The organism is Pseudoxanthomonas taiwanensis, assembly GCF_010093135.1.
Taxonomy (GTDB): Bacteria; Pseudomonadota; Gammaproteobacteria; order Xanthomonadales; family Xanthomonadaceae; genus Pseudoxanthomonas; species Pseudoxanthomonas taiwanensis.
The window spans coordinates 1-12,500 of record NZ_PDWK01000009.1 but is presented as its reverse complement, the minus strand read 5'-3'; the positions used below and the strand labels follow the sequence as shown (position 1 = coordinate 12,500).

At 64.7% G+C, this 12,500-nt stretch carries 13 protein-coding genes (1 of these 13 running past the window's edge); 12 read left to right on the top strand and 1 reads right to left on the bottom strand.

Annotated elements, in window-relative coordinates:
• From CR938_RS03000 to CR938_RS02945, 12 genes are all read left to right on the top strand, one after another.
• Positions 1-267, top strand: partial view of a type I restriction endonuclease subunit R gene (locus CR938_RS03000; protein WP_162123594.1) — the 3' end only. It extends 2,676 nt beyond the left edge of the window; 267 of the gene's 2,943 nt are visible here — the last part of the coding sequence; its start codon lies off the left edge, out of view; the stop codon is at positions 265-267.
• Positions 264-605, top strand: a complete 342-nt coding sequence (locus tag CR938_RS02995) for a M48 metallopeptidase family protein (RefSeq protein WP_162123593.1) — start codon at positions 264-266, stop codon at positions 603-605. Before CR938_RS03000 ends, CR938_RS02995 begins: the two co-directional genes overlap by 4 nt.
• 47 nt (positions 606-652) lie before the next feature.
• Positions 653-1,752, top strand: a protein-coding gene (locus CR938_RS02990) for an IS3 family transposase (protein ID WP_162123592.1) whose coding sequence is annotated in 2 segments (ribosomal slippage) — positions 653-902 and positions 902-1,752 — 1,101 coding nt in all. Because the reading frame shifts where the segments join, the coding sequence is not laid out codon by codon here.
• 146 nt (positions 1,753-1,898) lie between these two features.
• The gene (locus tag CR938_RS02985; RefSeq protein ID WP_162123591.1) at positions 1,899-2,180 is read left to right on the top strand and encodes a helix-turn-helix domain-containing protein; all 282 of its coding nucleotides are present in this window, start codon (positions 1,899-1,901) and stop codon (positions 2,178-2,180) included.
• A gap of 32 nt (positions 2,181-2,212) precedes the next feature.
• Positions 2,213-2,782 carry an Hsp20/alpha crystallin family protein gene (locus CR938_RS02980; RefSeq protein WP_019373851.1) on the top strand — a complete coding sequence of 190 codons (570 nt, stop codon included), beginning with the start codon at positions 2,213-2,215 and terminating at the stop codon, positions 2,780-2,782.
• Positions 2,783-2,875: 93 nt separating this feature from the next.
• Positions 2,876-5,725, top strand: a complete 2,850-nt coding sequence (clpK, locus tag CR938_RS02975) for a heat shock survival AAA family ATPase ClpK (protein ID WP_162123590.1) — start codon at positions 2,876-2,878, stop codon at positions 5,723-5,725.
• Positions 5,726-5,742: 17 nt separating this feature from the next.
• Entirely contained in the window at positions 5,743-7,173 is a 1,431-nt protein-coding gene (gene cls, locus CR938_RS02970; protein WP_162123589.1) for a cardiolipin synthase, read from the top strand.
• 27 nt (positions 7,174-7,200) lie between these two features.
• Positions 7,201-9,087 (top strand): ATP-dependent zinc metalloprotease FtsH, encoded by a 1,887-nt coding sequence (ftsH, locus tag CR938_RS02965; RefSeq protein WP_162123588.1) that lies wholly within the window; start codon positions 7,201-7,203, stop codon positions 9,085-9,087.
• Positions 9,080-9,520, top strand: a complete 441-nt coding sequence (gene trxC, locus CR938_RS02960; RefSeq protein WP_133596613.1) for a thioredoxin TrxC — start codon at positions 9,080-9,082, stop codon at positions 9,518-9,520. The genes ftsH and trxC overlap by 8 nt, the downstream gene beginning before the upstream one ends.
• Positions 9,521-9,595: 75 nt before the next feature.
• Positions 9,596-10,096 carry a phosphate-starvation-inducible PsiE family protein gene (locus CR938_RS02955; RefSeq protein WP_162123587.1) on the top strand — a complete coding sequence of 167 codons (501 nt, stop codon included), beginning with the start codon at positions 9,596-9,598 and terminating at the stop codon, positions 10,094-10,096.
• Positions 10,074-11,039 carry a zinc metalloprotease HtpX gene (locus CR938_RS02950; RefSeq protein ID WP_162123586.1) on the top strand — a complete coding sequence of 322 codons (966 nt, stop codon included), beginning with the start codon at positions 10,074-10,076 and terminating at the stop codon, positions 11,037-11,039. The genes CR938_RS02955 and CR938_RS02950 overlap by 23 nt, the downstream gene beginning before the upstream one ends.
• A 24-nt stretch (positions 11,040-11,063) precedes the next feature.
• Complete coding sequence (locus CR938_RS02945; RefSeq protein ID WP_162123585.1) at positions 11,064-12,215, top strand: S1C family serine protease; 1,152 nt, start codon at positions 11,064-11,066, stop codon at positions 12,213-12,215.
• Between the two features lie 18 nt (positions 12,216-12,233).
• Here CR938_RS02945 and CR938_RS14930 read toward each other — a convergent pair whose 3' ends face one another.
• Complete coding sequence (locus CR938_RS14930; protein WP_425502415.1) at positions 12,234-12,389, bottom strand: glycoside hydrolase family protein; 156 nt, start codon at positions 12,387-12,389, stop codon at positions 12,234-12,236.
• Positions 12,390-12,500 lie beyond the last annotated feature (111 nt).

Here is a 12,500-nt window from a genome sequence, read left to right as displayed (position 1 = left end):
GACAGCGGACTTTCCCCGCGCGCTTTCGCTGTCTACTGGGTCTTGCGCGACGACCCCGCCGTCAAGGCGGCATCGGTCGACACCATGGCGCTCGCAAAGGATGCCGAAGCGCTCCTGGCGCGCTTCCCGAATGCATCGGTGAACCCCGACGAGCAACGCCGCCTGCGCGCCGCCATGTACAAACCCGTGTTGGCACTCGGACAGGACGAGCGCGCCCGTGTGGTCGACCTGATCATCCGACTGCTGCTCGCGGAGGGCGAGGCGTGAAGGCGTCCCTCTACCCTGCGCAAGAACTGCGACGACGGGCACTGACCTGGGCGGTGAAGCTGCGTGTCAACCCGCGCGTCATTCGGGTCCAAGAAATGCGCAGGAAGTGGGGCTCCTGCTCGTCCGCGGGGACGGTCACCCTGGCCGCCGACCTGGTCGCGCAAGATGAGCGCTTCCAGGACTACGTCATCGTCCACGAGCTGCTGCACCTGCGCTACGCCAGCCACGGGCGGATGTTCAAGGCGCTGATGAGCGCACATGTCCCGGGTTGGCGAACGATCGAGCAGCGCCAGATAGGCGATGCAGATGGCGCATCTGACCTGAGACGGATCGTGTAGCCATTTGGCTGGTGAGTTCTCTACCCTTAACAGGCAAGGAGAGCTCCATGAAGAAGCGATTCACCGACGAGCAGATCATCGGCATCCTGCGCGAGGCCGAGGTCGGCGCCATGTCGATCAAGGCCCTGTGCAAGAAGCACAACCTGACCGAGCAGACCTTTTTCCGCTGGCGCAACAAGTTCGGAGGCTTGGACGTGCCCGACGCCCGGCGGCTCAAGGACCTCGAGTCCGAGAACGCCCGGCTCAAGCGGCTGGTGGCCGAGCAGATGCTGGTCATCGACGGGATGAAGGAGATCGTCCGAAAAAAATGATGACCCCGTCGGAACGACGCGACACGGTCCAGGTGCTGGTCCGTCGGGGTATCTCGCAGCGAAAGGCCCTTCGTTACCTGGGCCTGAGCCGCCGCATCGCCAGCTACGCCCCGCGCCAGGCCGCCAAGGACCAGGCGGTGGCCGAGCGGCTGCTGGCCGCATCGCCGAAGGTGCCGCGGTTCGGGTATCGCCGCATGGCGGCCTGGTTGGACCTGGGCGAGGCCCGGGTGCGGCGCCTGTGGCGCCAGCTGGGTTTGAACATTCCCCGCCGCCGGCCGCGCCGCCGCCGTTCCGGCAACGACATCCGCCTGCCGGGCGCGGTTCGCCCGAATGCGGTCTGGAGTTACGACTTCGTCCACGACCAGATGGCCGACGGACGCGCCTTGAAGATGCTGTGCGTGATCGACGAATACACCCGGGAGTGCCTGGCGATCGAAGTCGGGGCAAGCCTGCGGGCGCAAGACGTGATCCTGACCCTGGCGCGACTGATGCGGATCTACGGCAAGCCGGCCTTTGTCCGCTCCGACAACGGCGCCGAGTTCACCGCGGCCAAGGTGATGCGCTGGCTGCGCGACGCGGCGATCGGCCCGGCCTTCATCGCGCCGGGTAGCCCCTGGCAGAACGGGTTCGTCGAGAGCTTCAACGGCAAGCTTCGGGACGAGCTTCTGAACCGGGAATGGTTCCTCAGCCGCGCCGAAGCGAAGGTGCTGATCGAACGCTGGCGGCAGTTCTACAACGAGCAGTGGCCGCACAGCGCCCATGGCTACAAGCCCCCGGCGACCGTTCGCCGGAACTGGTCGGAACCCGATACCATTCACCCCGGACTCACTGCCTGATTGGCTACAAGTTCCATACTCAGGTCAACATCAATCGGCCAGCAGGTCGCTGGATGTTGACTCTTGACTTTCGGCATGTTAGGCGCAAAGTCTTGCAAGAATTTCCTCGAGCGAGGCCGCGTGACGACGGAACTTGTGGGGGTGGTATGACAGCGCGCCAGCAGGCGATCTTCACACTCGACGAGTTGGCTACCTACTTAAAGGTCGGCAAGCGGACGCTTTACCGGCTCGCCGCGCACGGGGAAATTCCAGCCTTCAAGGTCGGCGGGACGTGGCGGTTTCGTCAAAGTGAAATCGATCGATGGATCAATGATCAGATCCAAGCAGGCAGAAAGAAGGAGGTGATACGCACAGATGAGCAGCCGAAGTCAGCGAAACATCCCGTGTTGCCTGGGCGCGCCATCCATAGCCGCAGGCAAACGGATTGAGTGAGTCTTCAATTGATTTCTGGAGGTATGACATGGACATTGATTTCAAGAAATTGGCTCCCTGGAACTGGTTCAAGAAAGAGCAGGAAGAACAACAGAGCACTGCCTCGCTGCCGGTGCAGCGCAATGACCTGCCGGTGGCGGGTGGGCCGGTCAGCCCCATCCTGCAATTGCATCGCGAGATCGATCGCCTGTTCGACGACGCGTTTCGAGGCTTCGGTTTCCCGACGCTGGCCATGCCACGCTGGCCGTCGGAGTGGCCGGGCCTGCTGAAACCGGCGCTGGACATCCAGGAGACCGACAAGCAGTACAAGATCGCCCTGGAACTGCCCGGCGTCGAGGAAAAAGACATCCAGATCACGCTCGACAACGACGTGCTGCTGGTGCGCGGTGAAAAGCGTCAGGAGCAGGAAACTAAAGACGGTGGTTTCCACCGGGTGGAGCGCTCCTACGGCAGCTTTCAGCGCGCTCTGAACCTGCCGGCCGATGCCAACCAGGACACGATCAAGGCCGCTTTCAAGAACGGCGTGCTCACGATCACGATGGAAAAGCGCGAGGCCAGTACGCCCAAGCAGGGGCGCTCGATCCCGATCAACGGCTGACGCGGGGCAGCGCGTTTTTCTCAAAAACCACAAAGAGATGAGGCACCGTGATCTGCGGTGCCTCGCCCAGTTAACCCTCTCAGGAGCATCAGCATGGCCAGAAAACAATGCCAAGTCTGCGGCCAGCCCGCCACGGTGCGGGTGGAAGCCAATCTCAATGGTCGCCACAGCACCATGCTGTTGTGTGACGATCACTATCGCCAACTGGTGCGCCAGCAAAAGCGCACCGTCTCACCGCTGGAAGCCTTGTTCGGCTTGCGCAGCGGGCTGTTCGAAGACTTCCTTGGCAGCGACTTCTTCCGCATCGGTGACGACGCACCGTCCATGGCGGCCGATACCGACGAGGTCGTCGATGCCTCGTTCGGCGAACCCGCCCCGGCCGGTACGGGCACCGCGCGCCGTCGCGGCAGTGGGCTCGCCAGCCGTATCAGCGAACATTCCGAGGCCCTATTGCAGGAGGCCGCCCGACACGCTGCAGAGTTCGGGCGCGCCGAAGTCGATACCGAACACCTGCTGCTGGCGCTATCCGACAGCGACGTGGTCAAGACCATCCTGGGGCAGTTCAGGATCAAGGTCGATGACCTCAAGCGACAAATCGAATCCGAAGCCAAGCGCGGCGACAAGCCGTTCGAGGGCGAGATCGGCGTGTCGCCCCGGGTCAAGGACGCGCTCAGCCGTGCTTTCGTGGCCTCCAACGAACTCGGCCACTCTTATGTCGGGCCGGAGCATTTCCTGATCGGGCTGGCCGAGGAAGGCGAAGGTTTGGCGGCCAACCTGCTGCGCCGTTACGGCCTCACGCCGCAAGCGCTGCGCCAGCAGGTAAGCAAGGTGGTCGGCAAAGGTGCCGAGGATGGCCGCGCCGAGACGCCGACCAACACGCCCGAGCTGGATAAATACTCGCGAGACCTCACCAAAATGGCGCGCGAGGGCAAGCTCGATCCGGTTATCGGCCGCGCGCAGGAGATCGAGACCACCATCGAGGTGCTGGCCCGGCGCAAGAAAAACAATCCGGTGCTGATCGGCGAGCCCGGCGTCGGCAAGACCGCCATCGTCGAAGGGCTGGCGCAGCGCATGGTGGCCGGCGAAGTGCCTGAGACGCTGCGTGACAAGCGCCTGGTCGAACTCAACATCAATGCCATGGTGGCCGGCGCCAAGTACCGCGGCGAGTTCGAGGAGCGCGTGCAGAAGGTGCTCAAGGAAGTGACCGAGCACCAGGGGGAGCTGATTCTCTTCATCGACGAGGTGCACACCATCGTCGGTGCCGGCCAGGGTGGCGGCGAAGGCGGGCTGGACGTGGCCAACGTGTTCAAGCCGATGATGGCGCGCGGCGAACTGAACCTGATCGGCGCCACCACGCTCAACGAGTATCAGAAGTACATCGAGAAGGACGCCGCGCTGGAGCGTCGCTTCCAGCCGGTGATGGTGCCGGAGCCGACGGTAGCGCAGACCATTATGATCTTGCGCGGCCTGCGCGACACCTTCGAGGCGCACCACAAGGTCAGCATCACCGACGATGCGATCATCGCCGCCGCCGAGTTGTCGGACCGCTACATCACCGCGCGCTTCTTGCCCGACAAAGCCATCGATCTGCTCGACCAGGCGGCCGCACGCGTGAAGCTGTCGGCCACGGCCCGCCCGGTGGCGGTGCAAGAGCTGGAGTCCGAACTGCACCAGCTGCGGCGTGAGCAGGACTATGTGGCCTCGCGCAAGCAGTACGACAAGGCCGCCGAGCTGGGCAAGCGCATCGAGGCCAAGGAGGCCGAACTCAAGAAGCTCGTCGAGGAATGGGAACGCGAGCGCGCCTCGGGCAGCGCCGAGGTCAAAGCCGAGCATGTCGCGCAGATCGTCTCGCGCCTGACCGGCATTCCGGTCAACGAGCTGACGGTGGAAGAACGCGAGAAGCTGCTGCATCTGGAGCAGCGGCTGCACGAGCGCCTGGTGGGCCAGGACGAAGCGGTACGCGCGGTGGCCGATGCCGTGCGGTTGTCGCGCGCGGGCCTGCGCGAAGGCAGCAAGCCGGTGGCGACTTTCCTGTTCCTCGGGCCGACCGGCGTGGGCAAGACCGAGCTCGCCAAGGCGCTGGCCGAGTCCATCTATGGCGATGAAGGTGCGCTGCTGCGCATCGACATGTCCGAGTACGGTGAACGCCATAGCGTGGCACGCCTGGTGGGCGCGCCTCCGGGCTATGTGGGCTATGACGAGGGGGGGCAGCTCACCGAGAAAGTGCGGCGCAAACCCTACAGCGTGTTGTTGCTCGATGAGATCGAAAAAGCGCACCCCGACGTCTACAACATCCTGCTGCAGGTATTCGACGACGGGCGGCTCACCGACGGCAAGGGCCGGGTGGTGGATTTCACCAATACCATCATCATCGCCACCTCGAACTTGGGCTCGGACATCATCCAGCGTCGGCTGAAGGCCCGTGGCGTCGCCGGCGAGGAATACGAGAAGACCAAGGCCGAGGTGATGGACGTGCTGCGCGGACACTTCCGCCCCGAGTTCCTCAACCGCATCGACGAGATCATCGTCTTCCATGCGCTGGGCAAGGAGGAGATCCGCCATATCGTCGGCCTGCAGCTCGATCGTGTGGCCCGCAACGCCGCCAGCCAGGGCGTGACGTTGACCTTCGACCAGACCTTGATCGACCACTTCGCGGAGGAAGGCTACAAACCCGAGTTCGGCGCGCGCGAGCTCAAGCGGCTGATCCGCAGCGAGCTGGAAACCGCGCTGGCGCGCGAGATGCTGGGTGGCGGTATCGGCAAGGGCGATCACGCCAGCGCCCGCTGGGACGACAAGGCCGAGCGGGTGGTTTTCGAGCGCAAGGAGCCACCAGTGAAGCCGGTCGAGCCTGAAAAGCCTGATGCCGCGAAAGTGGCCGAGGCGCCGTCGAGCGACGAAAGCAAGGCGACGCGCAAGAAAAAGCCGGCGGGCGGCGAATCTTGAGTCATGGGGAGGCTGTCGTGTCCGACCCCAACGGGCTGACATGGGCAGCCACCCTCGTGTCGCTTACGGTCGCCATTTCGGCGGCAGGGCACGCGGTCATCTACAAGCGTGACCCGCGCTCGGCCACGCTGTGGGTGCTGCTGATCGCGCTGTTGCCGCTGGGCGGTTCGCTGTTGTACTTGCTGTTCGGTATCAACCGCTACCAGCGGCGCGCGCGGCGGCTCTTCCCGGGGGCAGATCCTGCTGTTCGGCAGGACCTCGCGCCTACGATGCCCCAGGCTGTATCGCCGCCGCTTGCCGGTCTGGCCCACCTGGTGGGACGCGCCACCGGCCAGTCGCTGACCAGCGGCAACCGCATCGAGCCGCTTGTCGATGGCGAGCAGGCCTACCCGGCCATGCTCGCTGCCATCGAATCGGCGCGGCACAGCGTCGCGCTGGCTTCGTACATCTTCGACAGCCAAGGCATCGGGGCGCAGTTCGTCGATGCGCTGCGCCGGGCTCATGAGCGCGGCGTGCAAGTGCGGGTGCTGATCGACGACGTGTATGCCCGATGGACGCCCCGCAGCGCCTACCGCGCCTTGCAGCGCGCCGGCGTTCCGGCGGCGACGTTCAACCCGACGTTGATTCCCGCGCGCCTGCATGCCGCGCATCTGCGCAATCACCGCAAGCTGCTGGTGATCGATGGCGAGACGGGTTTCACCGGCGGCATGAACATCTTCAGCCCGTATTGGCAGCCCGATGCGCCGGAGCAGGCCTGTCACGATTTGCACTTTCGTCTGCGCGGGCCGGTGGTTGCGCATCTGATGCGGTGCTTCACCGATGATTGGTGCGATACCACGGGCGAGCGGCTCAGCAAGGGTTTCTGGGGCGAACCGCCCGCAACGGCTGATGAGCAAGGAACCTCTTGGGCGCGCGGCATCGAGGCCGGTCCCGATGAGGCCCTGGACAGGATGCGCTGGACCTTCATGGGCGCTTTGAGCGCGGCGAAGCATTCGGTGCGCATCTGGACACCTTACTTCGTGCCCGATCAGCCGATGATCGCGGCGCTGAGCACGGCCGCGTTGCGCGGCGTGCGCGTCGAGGTGCTGACGCCCGCAAACGGCGACCATCCCACGGTGCAATGGGCCGCGCGCGCCCACTACTGGCAGGTGCTGGAGCACGGTGTACGCATCTTCGAACGGCCTGGCCCGTTCGACCACAGCAAGCTGATGCTGATAGACGGCCAGTGGTGCTGCCTGGGTTCGGCCAATTGGGATGCGCGCAGCCTGCGCCTCAACTTCGAGTTCAATGTGGAGGTGTACGACACCGCGCTGTCTACGCGGCTGGAATCCCTTTTTGATGCCGCTCGTGATGCGTCGGGCGAGATATCGGCCATGGCGTTGCGCGCCCGCCCGCTGGCCATCCGCTTGCGCGACGGGGTGGCCCGTCTGTTCACCCCCATTCTCTAGCGACACGACTTGCGAGGAACATTGCCCATGGAAAAGAAAGATCAATGGAACATTGGCTACTGGATCGTCGCCGGCCTGTTGCTGCTGACGCTGCAGAACTACTGGCAGGCGGCCAAGACCGTCGAGCCCGTGCCCTACAGCGAATTCGAGAAGGCGCTGGCCGAGGGGCGCATCGCCGAAGTGCTGGTGTCGGACCGCACGGTCACCGGGCGCCTGAAATCGCCGGACAGCCAGGGCAAGACCACCATCGTGGCCACTCGCGTCGAACCCGACCTGGCCGAGCGGCTGTCCAAGTACGACGTGCCCTATGCGCGGGTGGTGGAAAGCACCTGGCTGCGTGATGTGCTCTCCTGGATTCTGCCGGCGGTGGCCTTCTTCGGCGTCTGGTTCTTCCTGTTCCGCCGCTTCGCCGAGAAGCAGGGCATGGGCGGCTTCCTGAGCATCGGCAAGAGCCGCGCCAAGGTGTTCATGGAGAAGAACACTGGCGTCACCTTTGCCGATGTGGCGGGTGTGGATGAAGCCAAGGCCGAGCTGGTCGAGATCGTCGATTTTCTGAAGAACCCGCAGGATTACGGCCGGCTCGGCGCGCGCATCCCGAAAGGCGTGCTGTTGGTCGGCCCACCAGGCACCGGCAAGACCCTGCTGGCCAAGGCCGTGGCGGGCGAGGCCGGGGTACCGTTCTTCTCTATCTCCGGCTCGGAGTTCGTCGAGATGTTCGTCGGCGTGGGCGCGGCGCGGGTGCGCGACCTGTTCGAGCAGGCCCGCGGGCAGGCGCCGGCCATCATCTTCATCGACGAGCTCGATGCGCTGGGCCGCGCGCGCGGCGTCGGCGGCCCCATCGGCGGCCACGACGAGCGCGAGCAGACGCTCAACCAGCTGCTCACGGAGATGGACGGCTTCGACAGCTCGGTGGGGCTGATCATCCTCGCAGCCACCAACCGCCCCGAAATCCTCGACCAGGCGCTGCTGCGCGCCGGCCGCTTCGACCGTCAGGTGCTGGTGGACCGGCCCGACAAGAAGGGACGGCTGGACATCCTGAAAGTCCACGTCAAGAAGGTGACGCTGGCTCAGGATATCGATCTCGAACAGGTGGCTGCGCTGACCACGGGCTTTTCGGGTGCAGACCTCGCGAACCTGGTCAACGAGGCCGCGCTGGCCGCGACCCGGCGCAAAGCGTCCGCCGTGGAGTTGCAGGATTTCACCGCCGCCATCGAGCGCATCGTGGCGGGCCTGGAGAAGAAGAACCGAGTGCTCAATCCCAAGGAGCGGGAAACCGTGGCCTATCACGAGATGGGGCATGCGCTGGTGGCGCTGGCGCTGCCCGGCACCGACCCCGTGCACAAGATCTCGATCATCCCGCGCGGCATCGGCGCGCTGGGCTACACCTTGCAGCGCCCCACCGAAGACCGCTTCCTGATGACGCGCGCTGATCTGGAACACAAGATCGCCGTGCTGCTGGGCGGTCGTGCGGCCGAGAAGCTGGTGTTCGGCGAGCTGTCAACTGGGGCCGCCGATGACCTCGCGCGGGCCACCGACATCGCCCGCGACATGATCACCCGCTTTGGTATGGATGAAGGCTTGGGCTACATCGCCTTCGAGGCACATCGGCCACGCTTTCTCGATACACCGGAACTGGCCCACGGCGGCTGCCGGGTGGCCGAATCGACCCAGGCGCGCATCGATCAGGCCATCCGCGACATCGTGATGGGTGTGTTTGATCGTGCATACCGAATTCTCGAAATCAACCGAGAAGTGCTGGAGCGGTGCGCGCGCGAACTGCTCGCACGGGAAACGCTGGATGAATACAGCATCCGGCAACTGACGCAAGGGCTACAGCTCGAATCCCCATGTCACAGCGGCCCAACTGCCGGAGCCATTACTTCCTCTGTGTCCCAGGAGCCACCTCATGAGTGACAGCATGCATATCGTCTGCCCACACTGCCAATCCATCAATCGCGTGCCAGCCAACAAGTTGGCAGAGAAGCCCAATTGCGGGCGGTGCCAGCACCCGCTGTTCACCGGAGAACCCATTGATCTGACCACAGCGACCTTCGCCCGTCATCTGGAGCGCAGTGACCTGCCGCTGCTGGTTGACTTTTGGGCGCCGTGGTGCGGACCGTGCAAGATGATGGCGCCGCAGTTCGAGCAGGCAGCCTCCCTGCTTGAACCCAAGGTGAGGTTGGCCAAGGTAAATACCGAGGCCGAGCCTCACCTGGCCGCCCAGTTCGGTATTCGCAGCATTCCAACCCTGATTTTGTTCCGAGGGGGACATGAGGTTGCACGTCAGGCGGGCGCCATGGGCGCGCAGGACATTATGCGCTGGGTGGCTTCGCAATTGCCCCGATGATTCAGGTGCAATCGAGTCGTCTTCTCGGACTCCCCGTTCCATTAACGTTTCATTGAAAGAGGGAGCGCAACGCTTATGCATAAAGAATATGGCCACACGGCCCTTGACGAGATGCGCTCCCAGTGGCGGTTGATGACAGTTTACGAGCGCTTCGAGCAGGTCGTCGCCCTCGTTCTGTCGGCGGTAATTGCCGTCATCATCGTGGTGTCGCTGTTCCAGCTCATCGCCATCGTCTTCACGCTGCTGGTCCTCGATGCCTTCAATCCCCTGGATTACAAGGTATTCCAGAGTGTGTTCGGCATGATCATGACGCTCTTGATCGCGATGGAGTTCAAGCATTCCATCGTGCGCGTGGCGGCGCGTCGGGACAGCATCATCCAGGTCAAGACCGTGATCCTCATCGGCCTGATCGCGCTGGCGCGCAAGTTCGTGGTCCTCGACCCCGAGGCCAGCCCTGGCAAGATCGCCGCGCTTGCAGGCGCCACGCTGGCGCTCGGTGTCACTTACTGGCTGATGCGCGAGCGCGACGACCGCGCCGCCGAGACATCTGAGCATGACCCGTCATCATCCCAGTGACCCGCGCGCGGCGTTGTTGCAACACCGCTGGCTCAACCGCCTGCAGACCGGGCTGTTGGTCCTGACCCTGGTCGGGATCGCAGCCGCCGCAGGAAGCCTGCTGTTCGGGGAAAGCGGCCTGTGGCTCGCGCTGTTTGCAGTTGCAGGCACGTTGTTGCTGGAACCGGCAGCCGCATCCGCCTTGACCTTGCGCCTGTACCGCGCCCGGGCGCTGCACCCGCACGAAGCCCCGGAAATCTGGGCCCTGTTGCACGAACTGTCCGTCCGTGCCGGTTTGCCCGCCACGCCGGTGCCGCACTACGTGCCCAGTGCCGTCGTCAACGCCTTCGCCACCGGCTCGAAGCAGCATGCATCGATCGCCCTCACCGATGGCCTGCTGCGCAACCTGAGTCCGCGCGAACTGGCGGGTGTGCTAGCGCACGAGGTCGCGCACATCGCCAATGAGGATCTGCGCGTCATGGGGCTGGCGGATTCCGTCAGTCGCCTTACGAGCCTACTGGCCCTTATGGGACAGATCGCGATCCTGCTGAGCCTGCCCGCGCTGCTGGTTGGCGCGGCGGACGTCTATTGGCCTGGACTGCTTCTGCTGGCCGCCTCGCCCCAGCTGGCCCTGCTCGCACAGCTCGGCTTGTCTCGCGTGCGTGAGTTCGACGCTGACCGCCTCGCGGTGGAACTGACCGGCGACCCGCAAGGGCTGGCGTCCGCGCTGGCGAAGATCGAGCGGGTCAGTCGCTCCTGGCGTGCCTGGCTGTGGCCGGGATGGGGCAATCCCGAGCCTTCCTGGTTGCGCACGCATCCGGCAACGCAAGATCGCATCTCACGCCTGCTGACGTTGGCGCCTGGACCAGCAACAGCCTTGCCGTTTCACGCGCCCCATTTCTTGCCGGAATCCGCTGTGACGCCGCGCCCGCCGCGCTGGCGCCCGAGCGGGCTATGGCGCTGATTGTGTATCAACAGGAGACTTCTCATGGCCTACCCTGACCCGTACCCACGCCCCGCACCGGATCCCTTCATCCGGCGCTGGCTCTTCATCACCGCGTGTATTGCCACGCTCATGCTGCTGTGGCAGTTCCTGCCCGCCATCGAGGCATGCTCCACTCCGCGCGAGGCGGCAGAACGCACCGTGACGGCGCGCGGCGACTTGGCGGCGGACGAAAAGGCCACCATCGAACTGTTCGAAAAATCACGCGCCTCGGTGGTCTACATCACCACCGCGCAGCTGGTGCGCGACGTCTGGACGCGCAATGTCTTCTCCGTGCCGCGTGGCACCGGCTCGGGCTTCATCTGGGACGACGCCGGCCACGTCGTCACTAACTTCCACGTCATCCAGGGCGCGTCCGAAGCCACCGTCAAACTCGCCGATGGCCGCGACTACCAGGCCGCGCTGGTGGGGGCCAGCCCAGCACACGACATCGCCGTACTCAAAATCGGCGTCGGCTTCAAACGCCCGCCTGCCGTGCCGGTCGGCACCAGCGCCGACCTCAAGGTGGGACAGAAGGTGTTTGCTATCGGCAACCCCTTTGGCCTGGACTGGACGCTCACCACCGGCATCGTCTCCGCGCTCGACCGCTCGTTACCGGGAGAAGCGGGCGGCCCGGCCATTGATCACCTGATTCAGACCGACGCCGCCATTAACCCCGGCAACTCGGGCGGCCCCCTGCTCGATTCGGCCGGTCGGCTTATCGGCATCAACACGGCGATCTACAGCCCCTCCGGCGCCTCGGCCGGGATTGGGTTCGCCGTGCCGGTGGACACCGTCATGCGCGTAGTCCCGCAACTCATCAAGACTGGTAAGTACATCCGTCCGGCGCTGGGCATTGAGGTGGACGAACAACTCAATCAGCGCCTGCTGGCGCTGACTGGAGGCAAGGGCGTGTTCGTGCTGCGTGTTACCCCTGGTTCGGCAGCGCACAAAGCCGGGCTCGCGGGTGTCGAAGTCACGCCGCAAGGCATCGTGCCCGGCGACCGTATCATCGGTGTTGATGGCAAGGCGACGGACGATGTGGCCAAGCTGCTCGCGCGGCTCGACGACAGGAAGGTCGGCGATGTGGTGGTCTTGTCAGTGGAACGGGCCGGCAAAACGCGCGAAGTGCGTGTAGAGCTGCAACCGGGGATTTGATCGAGTCGACCCGGCCTATCAGGCGGCGCGGAGCAGGCAAGTCGCCTCGGCCTCCCGCCGCGTGACAAGCCCCGGCAGCACCTTGCCACCGCCAAAGACCCAGCGCCGCAGCTCGGTTGCGGCGCTGGGCCAGTCGCGCTGATTGACTCGCCTCCGTAGTCGGCCCTGAAGAATCCGCCTCTCATCCCCGTGCGGGTACCGTTGGCTGCGATCCAGCCGTGATGAGCGAAATCAACGCCCCCAGCATCCAGGCACAAAAAGCCGCGATCCAGCGCATCAGCCAGC